Raw genomic sequence first — 25099 nt, forward strand, 5'->3', positions numbered from 1 at the left:
GCGATCAGAGATTGTAAAATAGTAAAAATACGATATACTTAAATTATATATAGCTGAATGCAACGGTACAAGTACGCACAATATTTTTATCAAGTGAAAAAAAGTTCACTATTGGAGGAGAGTATGGAAAAGATACAGGTCACCTGTGAAATGGAGGTCACGCTGAAAATGATCGGGGGGAAATGCAAGCCCCTGATTTTGGACAGCCTGATCCGCCATGGGACGCAGCGGTTCAGCGAGCTCATGCACCGCATCACCCAGGTATCCCAGCGCACGCTCACCAACCAGCTGCGGGAATTGGAGAGCGACGGGCTGATCCAGCGCACAGTGTACGCCGAGGTGCCGCCCCGGGTGGAGTACTCCATCACACCCAAGGGGAAATCGCTGGAGACCATTCTCAATCTGATGTGTGAATGGGGCGAGAAGAACATCGACGACCGCTTTGAAATGACAAATCCCCAGTGCTCCGGCTGCGAGGAGTAGAGAGCCGGGGCGACTGGGGGAGATGGGAAAAACAATATGAATCAAACAGCTGCCGATAAATTACAGAGAAATACCCCATTCTCTGCGAGTGAGTTGAGCATAGTGCTGATATACGATCCCAAATCGATGGATATACTTGGGCTTCCAGGGCTTTTCCTTGCCGCAGAAGTGTAGAATTGCCGTGTGTTCCATCACCCACCGCAGATCATAGCCGCCCCCGCTGCGCAGCAGATAGTTGCTGTAATTGCGGGCGTCGTAATTCCACAGGGCGTCTTCCAAGGGCAAAATTCGTTCACTGTAAAGGGCGTTCAGAATATCCTGATCTGGTAGGATTAGTTCTTTGCGATGCTGTGCCACATAGTCAAACAGTACCTGAGGCTGGATCTCCCGCCGCCCAGCCTCTAGATCCATCAGAAGGACCCCGGAATTGTAATAGTCACGCTCTGTCCCCAGCCGCAGTTGATTGACGCTGCTGGCCAGTTTCGTTTTGCCTGTGTGGGCGGCGGCCGCAAAGAGATTTCCCCTCAGGTCAATCTCCCACAGGGAGTGGATGGGATTGATGACCAGCGTATCCGGATCCAGATAGAGAACCCGCTGGATGCGGTTCGGCAACAAATGAGGGGCCAGGAGCCGGTAATACATTTCTTTGGGATACTGCCGTGTGACGGGAGCTCCCTGAAACAGGCTGTCATCCACTTGGATCGGGAGAAACGAGTATCCGTAAACTGCGCATTGCCGCCGGACTGCCGAGAGCGCCTCATCGGGAATGGCGCTGTGGAGCAGGAACAGGACAAAGGTATCCCTTGGATTGTTGATGGCCAGGGAGGTGAGCAACACCTGGAGCTGGGGCAGATAGTTCTGATCCAGGGTAGTCAAGAGACATATGGGTTCCACGCCTGCTACCTCCTTTACGGACGCTTTCCCATACGGCTGACTGCCATCACGACACTGTCGATACCCAGCAAAATCAGATAGGCACTGGCGAAGTATCGGATGGTCGTGAGTGTGAACAGCGGATTAAAAATCATCAAAACTCCCAAAATCAGCCCGATAATGTTAATGATCAGCGTAAAGTAGTAGATTCCATCACCTGCCACAAAGCGGATATGCCCCAGATGGACAAGCCGGGATATTCCGTGGGCAATGAACCAGATGGGGAACAGGAATGTCAGCACCAGCACCCCAGTTCCGGGATAGACCACCAGCATCAGGCCGGTCATGACGCTCAACACCCCTGATATCAGAGAGAGAATGGGGCCGAGGCCTGTATACCGTTCCACTTCTATGAACAAGATGATATCCGCCACACCCATGACTACAGCCGCAATGCCATAGACAAAGATCAGACCTGTGAGAGCCAGATCTGGCTTTGCAAATGCGAGGATGCCCAATAGGATGAATGCAATTCCGATGACCAGCTCCAACCAGCCAAATCCAGAGCGCCTTCTCATTGCTTCTCCCCCCTTGTCAGAATCTCCATGAATTCCTCCCCGGTGATAGTCTCTTTTTCGTAGAGGAACTTGGCCAGTTCATCCAGCTTATCCCGGTTGTCCTCCAGGATTTTTCTTGCCTTTTTATGCTGGGCCCTCACTACCTCTACCACCTTCCGGTCAATTTCCTTCTGCGTCTCAGGGGAGCAGGTCAAGGAGGAGTCGCCGCCCAGATACTGATTCTGCACCATCTCCATGGCAACCATGTCAAAGTCTTCGCTCATACCATAGCGGGTAATCATGGCCCGGGCCAGTTTGGTGGCCTGCTCAATATCATTGGAGGCACCGGTGGTGATCTGTCCAAAAGCCACTTCCTCGGCGGCCCGACCGCCGGTATAGGTGGCGATTTTGTTCTCAATTTCTTCTTTTGTGAGCAGATACTTGTCCCCGGTGTCCACCTGCATGGTATAACCCAGTGCGCCGGAGGTGCGGGGGATGATGGTGATTTTCTGCACCGGGGCGGAGTGATTCTGCATCGCTGCCACCAGTGCATGTCCAATTTCGTGATAGGACACCACTTTCTTCTCCTGGTCCGAGAGAACCGCATTTTTCTTCTGATAGCCTGCGATGACGACCTCGATGCTCTCCTCCAGATCGGCCTCATTGACAATGATGCGGCCGCTGCGCACCGCACGAAGTGCAGCCTCATTGATGATATTGGCCAATTCCGCGCCGGAGGCCCCGGCTGCCATGCGGGCGATGGTGTGGAAATCCACGTCCTCTGCGGTCTTGATCTTCTTGGCATGAACCTTCAAAATGGCTTCACGTCCCGCAAGGTCGGGCAGTTCTACAGGAACGCGCCGGTCAAACCGACCCGGCCGGGTGAGGGCGGGGTCCAGGGACTCGGGACGGTTGGTGGCTGCCAAGATAATGACACCGGTATTCTCTTCAAAGCCATCCATCTCGGTGAGCAATTGATTCAGTGTCTGCTCCCGCTCGTCGTTACCACCGGAGAGGCTGCCGGAACTGCGTTTCTGTCCGATGGCATCGATCTCATCAATAAACACAATACAGGGAGCTTTCTCCTTGGCTTGCTTAAAGAGATCTCGAACCTTGGAAGCACCCATACCGACGAACATTTCCACAAATTCCGAGCCAGAGATAGAGAAGAAGGGGACATTGGCCTCGCCGGCCACTGCTTTTGCCAGCATGGTTTTGCCGGTGCCCGGAGGGCCTACCAACAAAATGCCCTTGGGCATGGCGGCACCGGCGTCGGTGTATTTTTGCGGATTGTGCAGGTAGTCCACGATTTCCGACAGACTCTCCTTGGCCTCGTCCTCGCCGGCCACATCGGAGAATCGGATGCCCTTTGTGGATTGGACGTAGACCTTGGCATTGCTCTTTCCCAGGCCGAAGGCCATAGAGCCTTTGCCGCCCCCGGCCTGTTCCATGAGCTTCTTGCTCATGTACTGGCCAAGGCCCACAAAGATAAGAATGGGCAGCACAAAGGTTAGAAGAAAGCTCCAGATGGGGGAGATGGGCTCCTCAATCACCCGGGTAAATTTTGCCCCGGAGTGATAGAGACGTTCTGTGAGAGTGGGATCCTCCATGGGCGCTGTCTCATAGACTGTGGTTTCGTCCTTGTCCGTAAACAGGATCTGGGAGTCCTCCACCTGTACCATGCCAATGTTCTTTTCGTCGATCATGTCCATGAAGGTGCCGTAGTCCACTTCCACCACCTGGCGCTGGGAGAGCATGGGAGTGACCAGTAGATTGAACAGCAGGATGATCAGCAGTACGATTCCATAATAATAAATCAGTGGCTTCTTGGGTGTTTTGACTTCTTTCATGATGATATCTTGTCTCCTTCCTGTCCAACCAATTGGGTGTCGATGGCCTCCATGGCCAATAGCAGAGCCCGGTTTGCCGCCTGTAGTGCAAAATCCAGGGCATACTCCGCCAAAAGGATCTTTTCCTCGGCTGCAGCCTCCGGATCACCGCGGTTTGCCGCCTGTTCCTGTAGTGTAATTCTGGCCTTTTGGAGGATCTGCTCCACTTCTCCATAGGAGTCCGCCAGGACAGACACCATCTCTGCCCGGGACCGCTGCAGCTTTGTCCGCAAGGTCAGCTCCGTTTCAGAGCATTCCAGACGCAGAGCCTGGATCTCTCGCTGCAGCTGCGGATGGCCGGCCGCTTCACTCAGATGGATACGGCTGCTCAACCGGGAGAGTTCATCCTCCAGTTCACAGAGTTTTACGGCAAGAATTTCATGAGCCATATCCCTGCCTCCCTTCTGTTTTTATTATAATAGAAGGGTTTTTGTTCGCAATAAACAGAATTCCTGCTGTGTATAGACACAAAAGGCCGGAGTGTAAAAATTTTTTACACTCCGGCCCTTTTGACAAACAGGATATTACGTTCGGCTGCTCCAGGGAGGAATTTCCGCTGTCATAATATGGTACACGGTATGAACAATCTGGTCCAACTGCTCGGTGTCCTCATCGGTCCATTCTTCCAGCAAGCCCATGATGGCCTGGCTGTGATAGCGCAGGATAACTTTCATCTGGGAGCGGGTACAGTCGGGATAAAAGTTTTTCCGCTCGGAAGCCAAGGTGAAATAATGCAGGAAGCACTGACGCAGCAGCCGCTTCAGCTCCTCTCCATAGTTGCTTTTCATCCCATGCTCTACGTAGGGGGCAATATTGATGGCCATGACGAAAAAACTGCGCAGTCCGACTTCACCGTCCTCCTGGTCCAGCGCCTTTCCCATCACCTGCTCAAAATACTCCTCAATCATCCAGCGAAGTAACTCTGGAATACCATCAAAGTGATAATAAAACGCTTGCCGTGTGATGTTGCACTGCTCCACAATATCCTTGACCGTCAGCTTCTTTACATGGCGCTCAAACAGCAGAGTCTGCGTGGCTTCCGCGATTATTTTCTTCATATCGGTGGGCACGGCGGCTCCGCCTCCTTTTTGCAAATCGATCCTAAGGACTTGTTTCTGATTATATCGTTTTCTATGATTGTTTTCAATTGCTCTATGGAAGAAAGCATGATGGAAACGGTCTGGTATTGCCTTATAGAATTGGAAATAAAAATGCGAAGTATCATCAAGGGCCGTTTCAGATCCTTTCATGACACTCCGCATGGTCGAGCGGCTGGATTCGAACCAGCAGGAGGGGGTGGTGTTCCGTCTGCTCTCCTGACAGCGGCCAAAGACAAAAAGAAAGTCCGTATTCCTTGCGGAATACGGACTTGTCGGGTGTTGACAGAAAAGATGCGTTCTGGCAAATTTCAAGCAAGTGTCGCTTCCTATATTGAGTCTTATAACACCCAAAGGCCTCATCGCACACTGAAAAATCTAACGCCTTGCCAGGTGGAAGAAAACTCCATTGAAAAAGCCGAATGAGACATTCGTGTTCGAACTGCCTGATTTTTTCGTTTTCTATGCCAAATTGAAGCTGTTTGAGTTTTTGTGTCTCATATTTACTTGACACAGCATTTTCAAAAAACGCTGTTATGCCAAGGCTTTCAGAGTATAAAACAGCCCCACCAAATTCGCAAGTCTCATCGACTTGTTCGAATTGAGTGGGGTCGTTCATTTTGGAGTGCGTTGACAAAAAAGATGCAGGAGCAAAACCTTGTGCCGCAAGGGTTTGCGGGCTTTTTAGGCTCGATTTTCCGTTTTGCAATTCGAACCCCCAGCATCTTGTGATGACGGATGAATGATCTGTAAATGTGCGCGTGAATCTGTAAATTAAGTATACGTGAAAATACATAAAACGTCAATTCCAATAGACCAATTTTACGAGCCTTTCATTTGAAGATCCTTTGCGCTATCAATCGTCATGTTTGTTTCCTCCTGTTTTTTGTCTTGGGCGTAGCCTGCGTCAACACAATGGCATAACGTAGTCGGGAAAGCTATTCGTGAACCCGGACAAAGATTTATGCCTGAGCTTGTGAAAAACTTACTTAAATAGAAAGTGGAGACACATTAGCCAATCGCCAGTGCGCCTCCACTCATCATTTCAGTCGGATAATCTGATTATAGAGCATTACGAACTCTTTCTCTACCACCATGTTTTCGTGGTAGTGTCCGAAAAACCAGTATTGAAATCGGCATCGCTCTCGAACCTCATCGAGAAAGTCTGTCAGCGCATCTCGCTGGTACAATCCTCTACTGAAGGTGTCCTGGACACTGCTGGGGCAGCAATGGGTAATGATGTAATCTACATCCCACCCTGCCTGATTCAGCGTTTTCCTTGCGGTTTCGTATTCATCCTCGCTGGGCAGTTCCTCTTTCCACCAAGACCTGTGGTTGACGCGGAACAGCGCGCCTGCGGCGTTGAGCTGCCGCAGCTTTCGCTCATAGTCCGGATTATCCGGTTCCAGAATGCCGTCCCGGATATCGTGGCTGCTGGCGCCGCCCATGGTAAATATCCGCTTTCCGCAGATGTTATAAAGCTGGCCCCGCATCAGATGCAGGACGCTGGGGCGTATGGCCTGTACCAAGCCGCCGTGCCATTGGCTGATTGGATAGTTGCGGAGCAGATCATAGTTTTCATGGTTTCCGCTGACGAACAGCGTGGTAAAGGACCTGGTCTCCAGCCAGTCCAGCCACTGCTGCTCCGCATCGCCGCCATCCCAGACACCGCCGAAGTCTCCACAAAGGATGAGGTAATCCTCTTTGGTCAGGTCACGTTGCTCATGGAATGCTGCAGGCAGGAGCCTGCTGAAATCACCGTGCGTATCACCGGTTATAAAAATGGCCATTTCTTTTCTCCCTTTTCTATTCATTCTACTTCCTGTTCCAGCACCACATCCGAGTCTCGGAAGTGGATGTGGATGGTTTCCGTATCCTCCACCGTGATCTTTTGGATGACCTGCCGGACGAGCTCATTGTCAAATTCCGTGTAGCCCGCGGCGCATTCCATGATACTGTCCCACATCTGCCGGCGTCTGGCAGCCTGTTCCTCCAGATCGACCTCTGCCTGCTGCGCGTCTGCGATTTGCGCCTTAAGGGATTCCTTCTCATCCGTCAGCGCTTTCATTCTGGCATTCAGCTCGGTATCGGCCATGTTGACGAGCAGCCGATCCAGCACATCGCTTTGCTCCCGGCTCACCGCATCCATACGCTTCTTCAGCTGCAGCAGCCGTGCACCGGCCTGAGATAACGCCTGCCTGGCTTCCTCCGCCATGGCCAGCACATCGGGGAAGACCTCCTGCCGGATGGCGGCGTACTCGTTCATGGCCGCGAGGATGGCGCTGTGCAGCTTGCCTTCATCCAGCGTCGGAGAGTGCTGGCAGTATTTTGTACCGAACTCCAGCCGGGAGACACAGCGCCACACGATGCGCTTTTTCCCATTTCTGGCCCATGTGACCCGCTTGTAGGGGGAGCCGCACTCGCCGCACACCAACAGTTCTGTCAGCGCGTATTTACCGGAGTATTTTCCAAGTTCCGTTTTTCCGCTCTTTTGCAGCACCTTCCGCTTGCTGGACCGGCGCGTCATCTCCTGCTGCACCTGATTGAACAGGTCCCTTGAGACAATGGCCGGATGGCTGTTCTCCACATAGTACATCGTGCGTTCACCACGGTTCTTTTTGACCTTTTTGTTGATGCAGTCCGTCACATAGGTTTTCTGCAGCAGGGCGTCTCCAATGTACTTTTCATTGGTCAGGATATTGTGGATGATGGAGGGAGACCAGCGCTCTACACCCTGTGCGGTGGGAACACCGTCCTCCTCCAGCTCCCGCTTGATCTGTCCCAGGGTGCAGCCGTCCAGATACCTGTGGTAAATGCGGCGGATGATCTCCGCTTCCTCCGGTACGATCTCCGGCTGTCCGTCCGCCCCCTTCCGGTATCCCAGCATCTTTTTGTACTGGAAGGTGACCTTTCCCGCCTCCGCGCTCTTCTGCTTTCCCCATGCGACATTCTTGCTGAGAGACTCGGATTCCGCCTGGGCGAAGCCGCTGAACAGGGTGATGAGAAATTCGCTGGATTCCGTGAGGGTGTTGATGTTTTCCTTCTCGAAGTACACCCCAATGCCGTTTGCTTTCAGGAGCCGCACCGTATCCAGACAATCCACCGTGTTTCTGGCAAAGCGGGAGAGGGACTTGGTGATGATGAGGTCGATGTGTCCCCGCTTGCAGGCGGTGATCATCTTGTTGAACTGCGTCCGTTTTTTCAGGCTGGTGCCTGAGATACCCTCATCGGCATAGATCCCTGCCATCTCCCAGTCCGGGCTGTCCTGGATCTTCTGGGTGTAGTAGGTCTTTTGCGCCTCATAGCTGTTGAGCTGCTCTTCACTGTCGGTGGAGACGCGGCAGTAGGCCGCTACGCGCATTTTCCCGTCATGGTCTCTGTGCAGTTCTTCCGGTTTTCTGGTTGCGGGGATCACCCGCACCCGCCGCTCTAAGGTGGCTGCTGTCGCTTCCATGGATCATTCATCCTTTCCTGTCGCTTTTTTATCCGTAAATATAAGAGTTACTTCGGTATCCTGTGAGATGGTGATATGGGAAACCGCTCGTTGGAAGCGTCTCCAATCCGCCTCTGTCAGACTATCTGACGGCTCAGATTCGGCAGACGGCTCTGGACAGCAGGCATACCGCGCTGCCGCGCCCTGCAGGATCAGCGCCATCACCGCTTCCGGCGAGGCCGGCTGCTCCAGCCCCCGGTTGATGGCATTGTCCAGCCGCATGACCTCCGCAGAGGGCGTGTAGGCGGTGCAGCTGGGCTGTTCATGGTTCCGGAACTGACGGACGATCCCGTTTAGCGTCGCATCCATGTCCATGACCGCGGTATTCCCGCAGCCTTCGCATCTCAGATACAGCTTGCCGCTGTTCTGCCAGCCGCCGCCCAGCCGGGTCATCTTCCCGCCGCAGGTGCAGCGGAAGTATGGAGTCAACCGCGCAATGGCAGGCTTCTCTCCGTGGGACTGCTTCCTAGCATTCTTTTCCGCCGTCTTTTCCTGCGCCGCTTGGAAAATATCCGCTTCCACCAGTATGGGGTATTCCTCCTTACCGGTGTAACGGGGATTTTCCAAAAGGCGCTTTACCTTGTGCTTGTTCCAGAGCGGCACTTCCAGGCAATACGGAACGCCCTGCCGGTTCAAGGCGTCCGAGATGGCCTGATAGGAAGCCCCGGCGTTGTAGAGCGTAAAGACCATACTGACGGTCCGCTGCTCCTCCGGCACGATCTCTAACGCGCCGTTTTGGATCTGATACCCGTATAACACCTTGCGGTTGATCATCTTGCCGCCACCTCCCATTGTTCTGTCAGCTCCAAGCCTCCGTAAAGCCGGAAGCGGATGCGGGTTTGAGACTCTGCAATGATCTTCTCCACCAGATGTTCGAACAGCTCTTCATCGAAGCCGTCCAGCCGTTCCGGTCCGTTGAGAAGCGTCTGCTCCACCTTGCGGAGCGCGTCCATCGTTTCGTCTATCGTTTCGTTCTCTGTCAGCCTGCGCCGTTCTCCGCGAAGCTGCGCCAGTCTGGCGCTGATGGCATTCATACGGGCGGCGCAGATATCCGCGTCCAGCAAGCCATTGGCTCGCAGAGTGCTGATCTTATGGCTTTCTTCTGTCGCTTCCGCGATGGCCCGGTTGATGGTCAGCAACTGCGGATGATTCTGCCGCAGGATCGTGTCCAGCGTGTTCAGCTGCCGGAGGGCCGGGGCCAGAATGATGTCCGCGTTGCTTTTGAGCCTGTGGTACATCCGCAGGAAGGCGGCATGGATCTCCGTTTCCGGGATGCGTCCTACAGGGCAATCCGCGGCGTGGCGGTCGTGGGTTCGGCAGACCCATGTCACATATCCGCTCTGGCTGCTTCGGCGCTGAAACACCGTCCCGCAGTTCCCGCAAACGATTTTTAAGGCAAGAGGACTTTTTTCTCTGCGCTTTTTCTCTTTCTGCGCTTTCTTTTGCAGCAGTGCCTGCACCCGCTCAAAGGTGTCCCGGTCGATGATAGCTGGATGGGAGTTCTCCGTGTAGTATTGCAGGCGTTCCCCGTGATTTCGTTTCTGCACGAAGGGAAAGCCGCAGCTGTAGGATTTCTGGCTCAGAGCGTCTCCGATGTACTTTTCATTGGTCAGCAGGTATCGAATCCCCGTTTCTCTCCAGCATTCCGCGCCGGACTGGGAGGGGATGCCTTTCGCCGTCAGCTGCTCCGCGATCCATCCGGAGCTGCGCCCCTTGAGGTATGCGTCGAAGATCCAGCGCACCGTGGCGGCTTCCTCTGGGACGATCTCAAGATCTTTCTTATTTACGATTCGGTATCCGTAAGGGGCGGTGCAGGTGATAAATTCCCCACGCTCCATCCGCCGCTGATAGCTCATCTTCTGATTGGCGGAGATGGAGATGGATTCTTGCTGGGCAAGAGAACCGGAAACGCTCACCATCAGTTCGGTGGTGAGCGTTTTCGTGTCGATATTTTCTTTTTCAAACCGGACGCTGACGCCCATGGTGGATAACTCCCGCAGGGCGGACAGGCAGTCTCTGGTATTCCGGGCGAAGCGGGATACGGACTTCACCAGAATTCGGTCGATCTTGCCCTTTCGACAGTCTGCCATCATCCGGTTGAAGTCCTCCCGCCTATCCATCCGGGTGCCGGTGAGCCCTTCGTCGGCATACACATCCACCAGCTCCCAGCCGTCATGCTGGGCGATCTCTTCCGTATAATTGCGGATCTGGGCGGCGTAGGAATGCAGCTGATCCTTGGAGTCCGAACTGACCCGGCAGTAGGCCGCCACCCGCAGATGTTCCGCTTCCCGCGTCTGCGGCGCGATGATTTTTACCTGTGCCATGGTTTTCACTTCCCTGTATCTTTTTTGTCAACACACAAGCTACCACACGATCCGCAGAATATCCAGCACTATTCCCAAACAGTCTGCGGGGTGTATTTTTCTCCGGCCAGCCTTTTGGCATAGACCAGCTCTTCCGCGCTCAGCAGGCCGATTTCCGCCAGATGCTCCAGCATCCTGACTGCCAGCCGATACTGCAATTCTTTCTTTGCGTCGATCATCTTCCCACCTCAAAATAGCTCTCCGGCTTTTTCTCCCGCAGAAACCTTGTCACTTCCCGCAGGCTGCCGGTCCTCCGCATTTCCGGCAATGCCTCACTCACAGCCTGGGCGTATCTGCGGCCACGGCAGGCCCGTTCATCCAGAATGGCGATGACGCAGGTATCGCTCTCCGTGCGGATGGCCCGTCCAAATCCCTGGCGCAGCTTGATCTGCATCTCTGGTACAGCTACCTCACGGATGAATGCGTGAAGGGAAGGATACTTTTCCAATTCCCGCTCCTTCCGGGCGTCCGGATAGGCGAAAGGCAGGCGTGGGATGATCAGCAGAGATACACAGTCGCCGGGGAAATCGAATCCCTCCCATGCCGCGCCGGTGGCCAGCAGCACCGCTCCCGGCGTGTGCCGGAACTGTTCAATGATGTGGGGCGCGTTGCGGCCCAGCGTCAGCAATGGGAATGGGAGAGATTCCTCCCGCAGCCGCTCCTTCACAGCCGACATGGCTGCGTAGGAGGTAAAGAGCACCAGCGCGTGACCGGAAGCTGCTTTGATGAGTCCGACGAGCTCGGCAGTCAGCTCATTAAAGTACACATCCGTATCCTCCACTCTCTGGCGGGGCGGGATTTGCGGAAGGTAGAGCAGGCAGTTGTTCCGGTAGTCAAAGGGGGATGGAGAAACGGATTCCATGACACGGTGTCCCTTCTCCAATCCTGCCTGCGTTTTGAAACGGCGGAAATCGCTGCCCACCGCCATGGTGCCGGAGGTCAGAACGAACGCCTGATCCGGCTGCCACAGGATCTTTTTTATTCGCTGCGTGATATCGCCGGCTGCGGCGCACAGCATGGCGCCGCCTGTGCTGACATCTTCGGCAGTGTAAAAAATCATATCTGTCTGGAAACTGGTGAACAGCTTGACCGCGTCCAGCACCGTATTCAGCTGGCGGCTTCCCAGCGGGGAGAGCAGGCTGCCGATCTGCCGCTGGATGATGGGCAGTGTGCGGGATGGCGCGGTCAGCAATCGCAAACAGGCTTCCACCGGCTCCGCTTCCTCTCTGGGCTGCGCCAGCTTGCGCAGCAAAGGACCTGTGCTGTCCTCCAGCATTTCTGCCGCCAGTAAGTACCGTTCCTCTTTTAGCTGAAGGATAAGGTTTCGTATCTCTTCGGCCGCCAACGTCACACCCAGCATCTGCTGTGCGGTTTCCGGGAGCTTATGGGCTTCATCCACGATAATGATACTATGCTCCGGGAAGATGGGGCGCTTTCCCTCACTGCGGTGGATGGCGTCTGCCACCAGCAAATTATGATTGCAGATTTGAAACAAAAATTGATCTTTGTCGCAGGTCTTGAGGAACCGCTGATATCGGCAGTCCCTCTTCTTGCAGTCGCAGACCTGCGGTACGCAGACACGCTCCCGGTCATAGCCGCTGAGATGAGAAACTCTGTCCATGTCCAGCGTTTCCCTAAGAGTCCGGAGCGCCGTCAGCGCTTCCGGATTTTTCTTTGCAGGATATACCTGACGCAGCCGCCTGTCCAGCCGCTCGTCGCAGACATAATGGCTTTTGCCTTTGCGGATGACCGCTTTCAGTGGCTTGGTAAGAATCCCGTCCGCCATTAGGACGCAGGACAGCAGCGGCAGATACTCCGTCAGCACCGCGTTTTGCAGCGCGATACTGGAAGTGGAAATGATGATGGGGCGGGCGATCTGCCCTGTCGGGAAAGCAGACGCTGCCGTGGCAGCCGCCAGATAAGCGTAGGTCTTGCCGATGCCCGTCCCGGCATCGCACAGGGCGATCCTCCCGTCCTGCATGGCTTCCAGCATCCGGTGGCTCAATTGGATCTGCTCCGGACGCTGCGCCATACCGTGGGCGGGAAGAAGGTCCTGAAAAATATGGTCGATCAGTTTATGGGCTTTCAGCCTGTTATCGTTGGTATTCATCCGATAATTTCCTCTTTTCCTGTCATGCTTTGTTTTCGTTTCCACCGTATTTGCAGCGCGCGCCCCGGTGGGAAGGGGAACAATACGGACAAGGTCCGGCAAGACCTTCACGGGCGTATTTCCGGGATCTCTACTGCTTTCAATCCCGGAGCAGCCCAGCCTCTTCATGCTGGCCAGTGCATTGTGTCTCATTATCTGCCCGGACAGCGTCTCTGCGGGCGGCGCTGCCAACGCCGCCCCCGCGCAGGTAAAATCGCTCGCCGCGGAAAGCTGCAAGGCTTCCCACGGGTCGTGGCGCACACTGCGCGGATCGCTCTTCTGTCCGGGTGGTTATCCGTATTGCTGGTATGCAATTTTCAAGGAACAGCGAGGGGCGATTCAGAGCCCCTCACTGTCCTCCCGAAAATTGCGTTCGGTGAATACCCTTATTTCGAGGAATTTTCAAAAAACTTTTTGAGATCCCGCAGGATGCGGTCTCTCCGCTTGATGACCGCCCGCTGGCTGACGCCCATTCTTTGGGCGTATTCCCGTGTAGACGCGCCGTCGAAGAACAGGGCGTTGATGAGTTCCCGGTCGATATCCTTTAGTGACAGCAGCGCCAACAAAAGGATCTGCTTCTGTTCTGCCAGATTCCGAAGTTCCTCACGCTCCAGTGCCTCCGTTTCGGCGCTGGGGGCCGTTTCTGCTCCGACATAGTCCGGCAAAAGCGCATCTTCCTCCATCTGCTCCAGAGAGAGCAGTTTTCCGGAGGACTGTTCCTCTGTGATGTATCGCTCCCTGCGGTCTGCCTGCGCATAGGCGAGGTAGACATCCTCCGGCACCTCTACGTCCATGCCGTCTACAGTGATGATATTGGCGATGACTTCGCCACCTTCGCTTCGAACGCGCCGATAGTTGCGTTCTTCCTGCCATTTTTTCATGATTCACGACTCCAATCTCAGATTTTTTTGAAATGTCTGAGATTGGGTCACGGATATTTAGCGATATAGGGCTGCCAGCGTCTGCGCATTGTGTGCCTTTCCGCTTTTCAGCCGAAGAAAGGCGCAAAAAAAGAGCCTTACGCATAGCTGAAAAGCTACTTGTAAGGCTCCTAACTCAATGTTCCCATATTCGACGATGGGTGGCTGGTGCGCTTGACGAAGTCATATCAATTGATTTTTAATTTATGCCTGAACATATCCCATAAAGGGGATGGGCGTGTGGATCAGGGGGTGAGCATCCGGTGTCAGCACCGTGATGCCGATCTGTTCGCCGCACTTGGGGCATTTGGCGATCAGGTCAGGGTGTTCCGCTCTGTGCAGAGCAAACAGCCTGTACTGAGACTGCTCCGCACCACTGGGGATATCCGCGATGCGGCCCTTGCCGCACAGCGGACAGCGCAGGGAATTGGTTTTTGACATAGCGCCTCTCTTTCTCTGTTCTCTTTTTTGAGAACAGTACATGAAAATTTTTTACAGCAGGTTGTGGTTCTCCAACCGAATGCGCATGGCCTGTTTGGATACCTGAAAGATACCTGCCATATCCGTCACCAGCTGTTGGTTCGTCCGTCCGGAGCGCAGCTGATAGAAACAGCGCTTGACCTGCGGCAGCGGCAGCAGAAGGATAGAGCCCAGCAGGTTCGCCTGCACTTCCAATGTGTTGTCGCTCTCATCGCCGGAACGGAGCGCCGCGTTTTCGCCGGTCCCGCTGAACTGTTTCTTATGGAGCAGCCAGTGCCCCAGCTCATGGGCGCAGGTAAAGCGCAGCCGCCCGGTAGATGCTTCCTCTTCGCAGAGAGAGCAGTCGATGAGGATGGTGCCGCCCTTGACGGGAAGAAGGTCATAGCGGTGGTTTTCCCGGTCATAGATCGCTGTGAGACCGTCGTCAAAGATTGTCTCGCCCAAAACCCGCCCATTATTCCGCAGATATTGATACTCCAGCACCAGCCCCTGTGCCTCGATGATGTCCTCAATGGGAATGGCTACGGGGGAACCGTAATAAAGTCTGGGGTCATAGGCGGTGATCACATCGCGGGCGATCCGCTCCAGCGCCTGTTCGCGGTAATATGCTTTTTTCATGCGTCTATTTCACCGCCCTCTTTGGATTTCTTTGCGCGCTGGGTGATCCGGTCGATAAATTCCTGCCACTCCTGGTCTGTGGCGTCTGCCTCCTTCGCCGTGCGGAGCGCGGCCCGGACGATCTCCCGATTCATGATGTAGTCCGGCAGGTCTGCGGATACCCGGTTATTCTGGGACTTGGCGGCAAGATCCAGCATCTGCTCGGTTTCCACCTTGCTCAGATGCAGTTCCTGCTCCAACCGTTCCAAATATGCGCGCGTCGGCGCCGGTCTGCGGTCGTTCTCAATGTTGCTCAGATAGACTGGCGACAAGTCCAGCTTTGCCGCCAGTGTGCGCAGGGACAATCCGATAGATTGCCGTTTCTCTCGAACGAAGCTGCCGAATGTCTGTTCCAAGTAACTCACCTCCTATCCGTGTTCTCTTCTCTGGAAACACTGTAGCCCCAGTATAGCAAACATTCGTTCGATTGGCAAGCCGTGAAAAAGATGGTGTTCCCCGCAGGGAACACCATCCTGAAATTATTTCAGCCACGCTGCCATATCCCGCATTTCCTCCAGCACTGCTGCTGGGCTGACGATGCGAATCTTACCGCTAAAGGTAAAGACCCAACTGAAGAACGGAGGGCTTGGCGCGACCTCGACTGTGGCACGGAAATGCTGTTCATCTACAGTTTCCGTCTGCACATTTTCACCGAAGCGGTCGATCACGCTGCGCATGACCTCATTATCGCACAGCAGCTCTACGGTACAGAGGTTGTCCGGGTACATCCCAAACACCTTGCGGACATACTCCGCCGGATCAAAGTCCGGTGTCTGGACTGCCGTATGTTCCAGCGGTTCGACTGCCGTCATGCGATCCACCCGAAATTGTGCAATCTTTCCGTGCTTTTCCGACCAGCCTACGGCATAATAGCAATCTCGGCTCCAGATAAGGGCATACGGGCTGAACTGATAGCGGTAACCGTTATGCTTGAGTATCTTTTCTTTCTGCGGGGTGTATTCGTAATACTGAAAGGTGATCTGCCGTTTTTCCTGAATGGCGTTATGGATCTCATCCACGCTGTAATAGATGCACTCATTCTCCGGTTTGGCGGTACCTTCCATATAAATATGCCGATCCAACTGGCGGGCATGAGATTCACTGGTGAGCTTACCCAACTTTTCAATAAGCCGCTCGCTCTTTTTGGCCGTAATAAAGCGGGAGGATTCCACCGCGTCCACCAGCAGCTTCAGCTCCGGCAGTTCAAACAGCCTCTCCCCCACGAAATATCGATTCTGGGTGCTTTTGACGCATACGATGTCCATACCGCTGCTTTGCAAGACTTCAATAGCGGAATATACGCTCTTGCGCCCCGCCTGAATGCCACACTCCTGCCAGAAGGCAAGAATATCCGCCACAGAGGCCGGATGCTGGTCATCCGTATGCTCATACAGATACCGCTGTAATAGCAGCAGGCCGTATTGGGATTCATTTTTCATGTAGCAGCACTCCATTCAAATGAGAAAAGGCGCGGCGGCAATGTGTAACCGTCAAACGCAGCAGCGGATGAAAGATTTTCCGCGAAAAAGAGAGAATACCCCTTATAGAGCGTAGAGTTCACGCACTATGCGTGTACTCTACGCGAAAAATGGAGGAGCGCTGGCGGTAGAGGCTGAGAAAGAGGCTTCATTTGATCTCCTGTTCCAGCATATCGAATTCAGGTGTGGAGAAGAACTCACCGAGGGTGATCTCAAGACCATCACAAAGCTTCTTAATCGTCACGACGCCCGGATTTTTGCTTTCATCATTAAGGATACTCTTGATGGTTGCCTGAGGAACAGCAGATAGATTTGCTAACCCGTTCGGCGTAATTTTTCGTTCTGCGCAAAGTTGGCGGATGCGAAGTGCAACAGTTTCCCGAGTATCCATAGTGTAAACCTCCATGACGATTTATCACTATGGTAAATTATTTGAGAAAAGGTTATTAGTGATACTTCACTAATCGAAAAATATGTGTTAATATAGTGATATAACACTATATTGCCCATGTGGCCGGCACCTGGCTTACAATTTATCCACCGATAAATTGGGAGGTCAGTACATGGAATACGGTTATGCAAGAGTTTCGACCAAGGAACAGAATGAACTGCGTCAACTCATCGCTCTGCGGGAATTCGGTTTAACGGACCGGGCGATTTTTGTGGACAAGCAGTCCGGCAAGGACTTTGACCGTCGCAGCTACCAGCGACTGCTGCGCAAATTGAAAGACGGCGATACGCTTGTGATCAAGAGCATCGACCGTCTCGGAAGAAACTATGAGGAAATTTTGGAGCAATGGCGCATCATCACAAAGGAAAAGTGTGCGGCAATCGTTGTGCTGGATATGCCTCTGCTTGACACGCGGCGGAACCGAGATCTCACCGGAACGCTGATCGCGGACATCGTGTTGCAGCTGCTATCCTATGTGGCGCAGACAGAGCGCGAGTTCATTCACCAGCGGCAGGCGGAAGGGATCGCCGCAGCGAAGGCGCGCGGCGTGAAATTCGGCAGACCCCGCAAGGCGCTGCCGGAAGGATTCGGCGAAGTCAAAGCGCGTTGGGAGCGCGGCGAGCTGTCCGCACGGGCGGCAGGAAAACTGCTGGGCGTCACCCACCGGAGCTTTTTGCTCTGGGCTCAGGATGACGGGTGTAAGGAAATCGTTAAGAAAACGCAGAAAGTAAAAAGGGCTGGATAAAAAAGTACGCTTTTTTAGTCGGCTTTAAGCTGTTATCCTATTGAAATTCTATTAGAGGAGTGCTATGGTTAAGGTGTAGATTTTATGTATATCGCTGTGGTCGGCAACCTGTACATTTTTATCCACTGTGCCAGATACACAATGCGCGATAAAAGACCCTTCCGCCTGTATTGCAGGCGGACAACTATTCTGCGGGAGGTGAGCAGCGATCCATCCGTCTCTGTACGATTTCTGCGCCGGGCATGAACAAACTCACCTGCTGGCACAATGGGACGATGAACGCAATGCGCCGCTCACGCCGAAGGATGTGACCTACGGAAGCCATCAAAAGGTATGGTGGCGATGCCCCCAAGGCCATTCCTACCGTTCCGAAGTCAGAATCCGCGCGCGGGGAACGGGCTGTCCCTTCTGCGCGGGCCACACTGTTCTGCCGGAGGAAAACTCTCTGGCGGCAAAATTCCCTGATCTGCTTTCGGAGTGGGACACGGAAAAGAATTCTCCGCTGCTGCCGACGCAGGTCATGCCGGGAGCACACCAGAAGGTCTGGTGGAGGTGTCCGAAAGGACATAGCTGGCAGGCGAGCGTTGCCAGCCACGTCACATCAAACGCAGGCTGTCCGTTCTGCGCGGGACAAAAGGTCCTGTCCGGATTCAATGATCTCGCTTCGCTGCATCCGCAGCTTGCTGAACAGTGGGATCGGAAAAAGAACGGTGCGCTGACGCCGGAGGCGGTGAGCGCATATTCCAATCGCCGCGTGTGGTGGCTCTGTGACAAGGGGCATTCCTTCTGTGCGGTCATCGCCCACCGTGTGAACAGGGAAAGCGATTGCCCGTACTGCACCAACCGCAAGGTCCTACCGGGATTTAATGATCTGGAGACCAAGGAGCCGGTGATCGCATCGCAGTGGCATCCGACCCTTAACGGCAGCCTCACGCCGCAACAGGTGACGCCCGGCAGCAGCCGGAGGGTCTGGTGGCTGTGTGAAAACGGCCATGCGTGGCGGGCGGTCGTCAGCAGCCGCACGGGAAAGCAGCGCTGCGGCTGTCCAATCTGCGCGGGCCGGCCATTGGACCGATGCACAGCGATTTTAAGTGAACCTCCGGCGGAGCCGGTAAAAATAAGTGCCCAAACTGCGGGGAGCCGCAGAAAACATATACTGTAGGAGGATCATTATGAAACATAAGCTGCTATCCATTTTACTATGCCTCGCGATGGCGCTGTCGCTCTTACCGACGGCAGCCCTGGCGGAGGGGGCGACAGGCGCTGGACCGATCAAGGTAGGGGGGGAGACCTATAGTTCGTTTAGCGACGCCGTCAATGCGGCGGCGCCTGACGAAAACGGCGTCATCACCTATGAGATCAGTGGTAAGGTTGATGTGACTGATACCGGCTGGGTGCAGGTCGCAAAAGCTGGTCTGGCCGACCTCTCCAAGGTCGCGTTCGTTGGCATAAACGACGATGCGGAAATCTGCATCACCGGCGGTCTTGCAATCTTGGCTGATCAGAAGTACGACATCGATGTCAGTTTTACAAACCTGAAGCTGAGCAAACCTAATCCAACTTATGGTGGTGACTACGGTCACAGCACCAATTACTTCACCTGCTGGCTCCGCAACACCGGCGCGGCGGAAAACACCGTGACCTACACGAACTGTGTTTTCCCGAACGGCGTGTGCAACAACCAGTACGGCAAGACGGTGTTTGACAGATGCCAGTTCACCAATGATACTTCTGGTAAGTTCAATCTGTGGAACTACGGCGGCAATACCGAAGTGAAGGGCAGCACCTTCACCGGCACGCGCGGCATCAAGACCTACAACGAGGGGGATTTGGATGTTGCGCCCACGGTGACGGTCACGGACACGAGCTTTGACGGTCTGACTGAAAAGGCGGCTATCGTTGCTTCCAAGCCTACGAATATCACGCTGACGACTGTGACCGCTACGGACTGCACTAAGGGCCTGCTTCAGAAGGACATTGAAGGCTCTAAGGGCGAGCAGAAAGTCACCATCGAGGCCAACGGCACCGGCATCAGCGGTGACTTTAATATTACAGCCCAAAAGGATGCCGAAGCCGCCAAGAACGAGTTCAACATCACAGCCGGTACGTTCCCCGGAGGAATCAACAATGACTACCTTGCGCCTGGTGCAAATTTTGACGCGACCACAGGCGAGGTTAAAATGTCGTATGTTGCCAAAATCGGCGATACCGAGTATCCCACCCTCGCCGACGCCTTTGCGGCCACAGACAAAACCGGCGACACCGTGATCGAGCTGCTGGACGACATCAATATGACCGGTAAGAGCTGGACGCCGGTGAGTGTGGATGGATACCATGGTCAGGGCGTCATCACCCTGAACGGCAACGGCAAGACCATCACCGGCTTGAGCGCCCCCTTGTTTGCGGGCGGCTTTGCGGGCAAATCCGGCATTGTGATCAAGGATCTGACCATTGCTGATGCGGATATCAACGACACAACGAATGATCAGGGAATCGGCGCATTTATCAACTGCGTGGATTCCATGACTCGAATCGAACTGGATAACTGCCATCTGAAGAACAGCAAAATTGTCAGCACCGGCGGCGCGCGCGTCGGCGGTCTGATCGGCTGGACATCCGGCTATAACAAACCGAACGACGGCCCGGTCGATACCAAGGTCACGCTTACAAACTGCTCCGTCGAGAATGTGACGATTGAGGCGAAGGGCTCTGTCGGCGGCCTGATCGGTCACGCCGGTGCGAATCCCGCCACCTATCACACCATCACGGGCTGCACTGTAAAGGACAGCACTCTGAAGTGCACTGAGACGGGAAAGAGCTGGCGCGTCGGCGATCTGGTCGGCACGGCGAATGTCGGTCAGGTCACCGTTGACGCTGCTACTTCCGCAAGCCAGAATACCTTGACGCAGGAAAATGCAAGCACCCAAAAGCCCGAAGGCAACATCTTCGGCCGTAAAGAGGTCGGCAAAGCCGGTCTTGTGATCATTGACAACAAGGTCGTTGCCGCCGGTACTGATTACGGCGATGGCGATATTGTTAACAAGAACGCCAACGAAGTGCTTGTGGAGGTTTCGAAGGGTCATTGGGTGAAGCCGAACGAGGATGCGGTCGCTATGATCGGGGCAAGGGAGTACTCCACCCTCCCCGACGCTATCACCGCCGCCAAGGGCGGCGACACCATCAAGCTGCTGAAGGACGTGACCGTTACCAAGCCGATTGAAGTCACGAAGAGCATGACGCTTGATCTGAACGGTCATGTACTGACTGCTGCGACGGCATCAACAGCTACCGTAAAAAACAGCGCGATTTGGGTCACTGCTGAAAAGGTAAATTTGACCATCGACGGCACGACCGCAGGGAGCGGCATGACGATGGAAGATACGCATGATACCAACTGGGAGGCAAAAGTGTGGGGCTTTGTTGACCTTCGCGAGGGTTCTGCTGGTTCTACGGTAACTGTTAACGGTGGATCTTATACCGGCAGCACCTGCGCAAGCGACAGCTATCACTACACTGCATTGTTTACGGTGGGCAGTGAGAGCAAGTTGGTCCTGAACAATGTCAGCGCCGAGACGGACGAGCGCGTTGTGAAGGCTTCCAGCTGCGGTGAGGTCGTTGTCTCTGGTGGTACCTATAATATCACTGGTATTAATGCGTTCTTAGGCGCTGCCTTTGAAACCAAGACCGCATCGTTCACCGACATGAAGCTGACCGCAAAATACGGCGGCTGCGTGCAGGTTGGACGCAATGCAACATTGGAAAATTGCGAGATCAAAGTTACGGATATCAGAACTGGAGATGGCACGTACTTGAATTGTGCGGTGGCTGTTCAGTATGGCGGCACCGCCACTGTAAAGAGCGGCACCTATACCGCTCCGTATGCTGCCTATGTTTACAACTCCGGCGGTACGATCAACATTGAGAACGGTACATTTACCGGTGTTGTTCGCGCTGATGCTACAACTGACACAACAGCTGTTATCAATATCAAAAATGGCTCTTTCAATGGCGAAATTCAGAAGGGCGGCGGCCCGGGCAGCGAGACCATCTCCATCACCGGCGGCACGTTCAGCTTTGATCCGAGCACGAAGGTCAAGAACAACGGGACAGACTACATCGTCAAGCGCGCTGGCAGCGAGGGCGCTTATACCTACACGGTTCTTGCAAAATCCGATTTGACCTCCGGCGTGTATCTGACCGACCCCTCCGGCGCTCTGGCAAGCAATTACTATGTGAGCAGCACCGCGAACGGTGTCTGGACGGTCAGCTACTCTGCGCCCAGCTCCGGCGGCGGTTCCAGCTCTTCCTCCAGACGCTATGACGTCTCCGCGCCCTCTGTCAAGCACGGCGATGTGACCGTCAGCCCCAAGAGCGCCTCCAAGGGCGATACCGTGACCATCACCGTCAAGCCCGACAGCGGCTATGAGCTGGACACCCTGACCGTGAAGGACGCCAGCGGCAGCAAGATCAAGGTGAAGGATAAGGGCGACGGCAAGTTTACCTTTACCATGCCCGCCTCCAAGGTGACGGTTTCCGCGGAATTCGCTGAGATCGAGACGCTGGACTTCGCGGACGTTCCCACCGACGCCTACTACTATGAGGCTGTGAAGTGGGCCGCCAAGAAGGGCATCACCGGCGGTATTGGCAACGGCCTCTTTGGGCCGAACCAGCCTTGCACCCGCGCACAGATCGTCACCTTCCTGTGGCGTGCTGCCGGTTCCCCCGAACCCAAGACCATGAGCAGCTTCGCCGATGTGTCCATGGATGCCTATTATGCAAAGGCAGTTGCATGGGCAGTAGAGAATGGTATCACCACCGGCACGGGCGATGGCAAATTCAGTCCTGACGCCACTTGCACCCGTGCCCAGAGCGTGACTTTCCTGTTCCGTGCCATTGGTAAGCTGGTCGATAGCAAGGCTGAGTTCAGCGATGTGCTCGCCGACAGCTACTATGCAAACGCGGTGGACTGGGCCGTGGAGAACGGCGTCACAAACGGCATTGGTGATGGCCTGTTCGGGCCAGACAATAGCTGCACCCGCGCACAAATCGTCACTTTCCTTTACAGAGCCTATCAGGGGAAGTAAGGCGAATCGGCAATCCAATAAAAAGCTCCCGCTGAGATCATCCTCGGCGGGAGCTTTTTACTCTGCACGGCAGGGAATTGGCGTGGAACATTGCTGCAATGCGAATACTTGACGTATATACCGAAAGCTGTTAGGCGCTCCAATGTGTTATGATAATTCTATCATACATATTGGAGCGCTTTTCCAGAAAGGAGTGTGCGATTTGGCGGAAAAGCGCAAAGATAGGAATGGGCGTGTCCTCAAGACCGGAGAAAATCAGCGCAAAAACGGCACCTATGAATGGCCTATGCCCTTGCGTTGGGGAAGCCAACCCTGCTGATCCACCCTAATACATGGAAAAAGAAATGGCTGAATGTTGTAAAACGCGAAGGCGAGTAGCATATTCAAAAATTTTATCCATCCTCATACTTTAGAACGATTTACATTTTGTGAAGTTGCGGATATAATTATTATGGATTGGTATAAAGCGAAAAACTTATGATGAGGGGCGCGCCCCTCATCCCGTGGGTACCCACGGGATGATACCGCTCTGTAACCTGTGGACTTTGCCCGCTGTGGTCAGGCGGGCATGAACAAAATTTTGACCATCATACAAAGGAGGATACACCATGAAAAAACGCATCGGAAGTCTGCTTCTTATTCTGGCGCTGTGCTTTACGCTGTTGCCCTCGGCGGCATTTGCGGCAGAAACCATGGACACTTGGGATGGAACAGCCAATACAAGCTGGTATGATGAGAATGAAACGGAATTTCATCTCAAAACAGCCGAGCAGTTGGCAGGCATGGCAAAGCTTATCAATGATGATGTGGCAAATTTTAAGGACAAAACCATTTATCTTGAGAATGACTTGGATTTAGGCGGGCATGAATGGATCTCTATCGGTGACGGAGCAAATACGGCTGGGGGATCATTTCAGGGTGTTTTTGACGGACAAAGCCATGTAGTTTATAACCTGTATTCTCATGAGGGCCTAAAATCTGAAAACAAAGACAATAACAATAACTTGTATAGAAATGGTTTGTTCGGAAGTATATATAATGCGACTGTAAAAAATCTCGGTATTGAAAATGCGGATATCGTGATACCAATGAAAGATGGATCCACTTACGGAAAAGGTATTTTGGTGGACTGGATGACCTATTCCACTATAAATAATTGTTATACTACTGGTTCTATTACCGGAGGCTCTTATATAGAAAAATACATAGGTGGTATTGCAGGATTTTTAAATGGGAAGAACAGTATCAGCCAGTGTTATTCTACCGCTGCAATTACGGGTAACTATGACGGCGAGTACTATGCAGAACAAGAAGGCGGGTTAGAGCCTATGGATTGCTGGGATTCGCTGGGTGGCATTGTCGGAGCCTCGTATACGGGACAGGTGACAATAAGCGACTGTTGGTTTGGTGGAGAAATCGTTGTAAACTCCATTCAGGCTCCTGTTGGCGGTATTATTGGCTTTGGCAAAGGTGTGAGCATGGTCAACTGTCTTGTCGCTACGAAGGGAATCGGCAACGACGGCCGAGAAAACACTTGCTGGTTGGGGTATGTCATAGATACCGATGCAAAGAATTGTTTCTGGCCTGCTGATGACAGATATGGTTCAAATGTTTCTAATGAAGAAAGCGGCAACTCAGCCGGAACCGCTACCAACGACTTTAACTCTGACGATGTTCTCGTAGGACTTAATGCGAATGCCGCTGAAGGCATTGAATGGGTTGCCGGTATCAATCATCCGACGTTTGCATGGGACGATGCTAATATTCCTGCTGACTACACCGCAGTTAATGAAGCGATTGCTGCCGCTGAAAAGTTCGATAAGGCGCTGTATTCAAATTATGCCGATGTCGAAGCTGCTATCAATGCTGTTGACAGAACCAAGAGCAAGGCAGAGCAGGCCGAAGTAGACGCTATGGCGCAGGCCATTGAGAAAGCGATCAACGCTCTGGTTCGGAAAAGCTCCGGTGGCGACGATAGCGACCCGACTTACGCCATCGAGGTGGGCGAGGACATCCGGAACGGCACAGTGACAGCAAACCGCCGCTACGCCGAGCGTGGTGATACCGTGACAATCACCGTCAAGCCGGACGATGGTTTCAAACTGGATGACCTCACCGTTACCGACAAGAATGGTAAGGAACTGAAGCTGACTGACAAGGGCAATGGCAAGTACACGTTCACTATGCCTGCGGGCAAGGTTGAAATCAACGCTGCTTTTGTCAAGGAAGTTGAGACAAGCCCGTTCAGCGATGTGTCCGCCAGCAACTATTACTATGAGGCTGTGAAGTGGGCACAGGAAAAGGGCATCACCGGCGGTATTGGCAACGGCCTCTTTGGGCCGAACCAGCCTTGCACCCGCGCACAGATCGTCACCTTCCT

23 protein-coding genes are annotated in these 25099 nt (G+C 53.8%); 6 read left to right on the forward strand and 17 right to left on the reverse strand.

Features of this window, described 5'->3' with window-relative positions; genetic code table 11:
* Positions 1–123 precede the first annotated feature (123 nt).
* Positions 124–483, forward strand: coding sequence for a helix-turn-helix domain-containing protein (locus tag GPK94_RS09180; RefSeq protein ID WP_195278579.1), 360 nt, complete (start codon positions 124–126; stop codon positions 481–483).
* Positions 484–543: 60 nt separating this feature from the next.
* Here GPK94_RS09180 and GPK94_RS09185 read toward each other — a convergent pair whose 3' ends face one another.
* From GPK94_RS09185 to GPK94_RS09205, 5 genes are all read right to left on the reverse strand, one after another.
* Positions 544–1377: a glycosyltransferase family 8 protein gene (locus GPK94_RS09185; protein WP_215655610.1), complete on the reverse strand. Its 834-nt coding sequence runs from the start codon at positions 1375–1377 to the stop codon at positions 544–546.
* 14 nt (positions 1378–1391) lie between these two features.
* Positions 1392–1907, reverse strand: a complete 516-nt coding sequence (locus tag GPK94_RS09190; protein ID WP_252192555.1) for a DUF308 domain-containing protein — start codon at positions 1905–1907, stop codon at positions 1392–1394.
* Positions 1908–1930: 23 nt separating this feature from the next.
* Positions 1931–3763, reverse strand: a complete 1833-nt coding sequence (gene ftsH / locus GPK94_RS09195) for an ATP-dependent zinc metalloprotease FtsH (protein ID WP_215655612.1) — start codon at positions 3761–3763, stop codon at positions 1931–1933.
* A complete protein-coding gene (locus GPK94_RS09200; protein WP_195278582.1) occupies positions 3760–4191 on the reverse strand; it encodes a hypothetical protein in 432 nt (143 codons plus the stop codon). Before GPK94_RS09200 ends, ftsH begins: the two co-directional genes overlap by 4 nt.
* Positions 4192–4326: 135 nt before the next feature.
* Positions 4327–5052, reverse strand: coding sequence for a TetR/AcrR family transcriptional regulator (locus GPK94_RS09205; protein ID WP_252192556.1), 726 nt, complete (start codon positions 5050–5052; stop codon positions 4327–4329).
* A gap of 141 nt (positions 5053–5193) precedes the next feature.
* Between GPK94_RS09205 and GPK94_RS16055 the strand changes: the two genes are divergently transcribed.
* Positions 5194–5325, forward strand: a complete 132-nt coding sequence (locus GPK94_RS16055) for an IS3 family transposase (RefSeq protein ID WP_082635994.1) — start codon at positions 5194–5196, stop codon at positions 5323–5325.
* Between the two features lie 614 nt (positions 5326–5939).
* Here the strand turns inward: GPK94_RS16055 and GPK94_RS09215 are convergent.
* The 12 genes from GPK94_RS09215 to GPK94_RS09270 form a co-directional block, all read right to left on the reverse strand.
* Positions 5940–6689, reverse strand: coding sequence for a metallophosphoesterase (locus tag GPK94_RS09215; RefSeq protein ID WP_215655615.1), 750 nt, complete (start codon positions 6687–6689; stop codon positions 5940–5942).
* Between the two features lie 20 nt (positions 6690–6709).
* Positions 6710–8353 carry a recombinase family protein gene (locus GPK94_RS09220; RefSeq protein ID WP_215655616.1) on the reverse strand — a complete coding sequence of 548 codons (1644 nt, stop codon included), beginning with the start codon at positions 8351–8353 and terminating at the stop codon, positions 6710–6712.
* A gap of 3 nt (positions 8354–8356) precedes the next feature.
* Positions 8357–9166 (reverse strand): recombinase family protein, encoded by an 810-nt coding sequence (locus tag GPK94_RS09225; protein ID WP_215655617.1) that lies wholly within the window; start codon positions 9164–9166, stop codon positions 8357–8359.
* Positions 9163–10716: a recombinase family protein gene (locus GPK94_RS09230; RefSeq protein WP_215655618.1), complete on the reverse strand. Its 1554-nt coding sequence runs from the start codon at positions 10714–10716 to the stop codon at positions 9163–9165. The genes GPK94_RS09225 and GPK94_RS09230 overlap by 4 nt, the downstream gene beginning before the upstream one ends.
* A 68-nt stretch (positions 10717–10784) precedes the next feature.
* The gene (locus GPK94_RS09235) at positions 10785–10934 is read right to left on the reverse strand and encodes a hypothetical protein (RefSeq protein ID WP_165366594.1); all 150 of its coding nucleotides are present in this window, start codon (positions 10932–10934) and stop codon (positions 10785–10787) included.
* Positions 10931–12865, reverse strand: a complete 1935-nt coding sequence (locus GPK94_RS09240) for an ATP-dependent DNA helicase (protein ID WP_215655619.1) — start codon at positions 12863–12865, stop codon at positions 10931–10933. Before GPK94_RS09240 ends, GPK94_RS09235 begins: the two co-directional genes overlap by 4 nt.
* Positions 12866–13290: 425 nt before the next feature.
* Positions 13291–13785 (reverse strand): ECF-type sigma factor, encoded by a 495-nt coding sequence (locus GPK94_RS09245; protein WP_215655620.1) that lies wholly within the window; start codon positions 13783–13785, stop codon positions 13291–13293.
* Between the two features lie 243 nt (positions 13786–14028).
* On the reverse strand, positions 14029–14265 hold the full coding sequence (locus tag GPK94_RS09250; RefSeq protein ID WP_118623837.1) for a hypothetical protein: 237 nt from the start codon (positions 14263–14265) through the stop codon (positions 14029–14031).
* Between the two features lie 51 nt (positions 14266–14316).
* Positions 14317–14922: an ImmA/IrrE family metallo-endopeptidase gene (locus GPK94_RS09255; protein ID WP_215655621.1), complete on the reverse strand. Its 606-nt coding sequence runs from the start codon at positions 14920–14922 to the stop codon at positions 14317–14319.
* Positions 14919–15317, reverse strand: a complete 399-nt coding sequence (locus GPK94_RS09260; RefSeq protein WP_130849852.1) for a helix-turn-helix transcriptional regulator — start codon at positions 15315–15317, stop codon at positions 14919–14921. The genes GPK94_RS09255 and GPK94_RS09260 overlap by 4 nt, the downstream gene beginning before the upstream one ends.
* 123 nt (positions 15318–15440) lie before the next feature.
* Positions 15441–16400, reverse strand: a complete 960-nt coding sequence (locus GPK94_RS09265) for a WYL domain-containing protein (protein ID WP_215655622.1) — start codon at positions 16398–16400, stop codon at positions 15441–15443.
* A gap of 187 nt (positions 16401–16587) precedes the next feature.
* On the reverse strand, positions 16588–16830 hold the full coding sequence (locus GPK94_RS09270; RefSeq protein ID WP_215655623.1) for a helix-turn-helix transcriptional regulator: 243 nt from the start codon (positions 16828–16830) through the stop codon (positions 16588–16590).
* Between the two features lie 172 nt (positions 16831–17002).
* Between GPK94_RS09270 and GPK94_RS09275 the strand changes: the two genes are divergently transcribed.
* The 4 genes from GPK94_RS09275 to GPK94_RS09295 all read left to right on the forward strand — a co-directional run.
* On the forward strand, positions 17003–17635 hold the full coding sequence (locus GPK94_RS09275) for a recombinase family protein (protein ID WP_215655624.1): 633 nt from the start codon (positions 17003–17005) through the stop codon (positions 17633–17635).
* A gap of 259 nt (positions 17636–17894) precedes the next feature.
* Positions 17895–18797, forward strand: coding sequence for a zinc-ribbon domain-containing protein (locus GPK94_RS09280; RefSeq protein ID WP_252192583.1), 903 nt, complete (start codon positions 17895–17897; stop codon positions 18795–18797).
* A 10-nt stretch (positions 18798–18807) separates the two neighbouring features.
* Complete coding sequence (locus GPK94_RS09285) at positions 18808–22719, forward strand: S-layer homology domain-containing protein (protein WP_215655626.1); 3912 nt, start codon at positions 18808–18810, stop codon at positions 22717–22719.
* A 608-nt stretch (positions 22720–23327) separates the two neighbouring features.
* On the forward strand, positions 23328–25099 hold a 1772-nt coding region (locus GPK94_RS09295; protein ID WP_215655628.1), incomplete at its 3' end, for an S-layer homology domain-containing protein.

The organism is Pseudoflavonifractor sp. MCC625, from assembly GCF_018784545.1.
Lineage (GTDB): Bacteria > Bacillota > Clostridia > Oscillospirales > Oscillospiraceae > Pseudoflavonifractor_A > Pseudoflavonifractor_A gallinarum.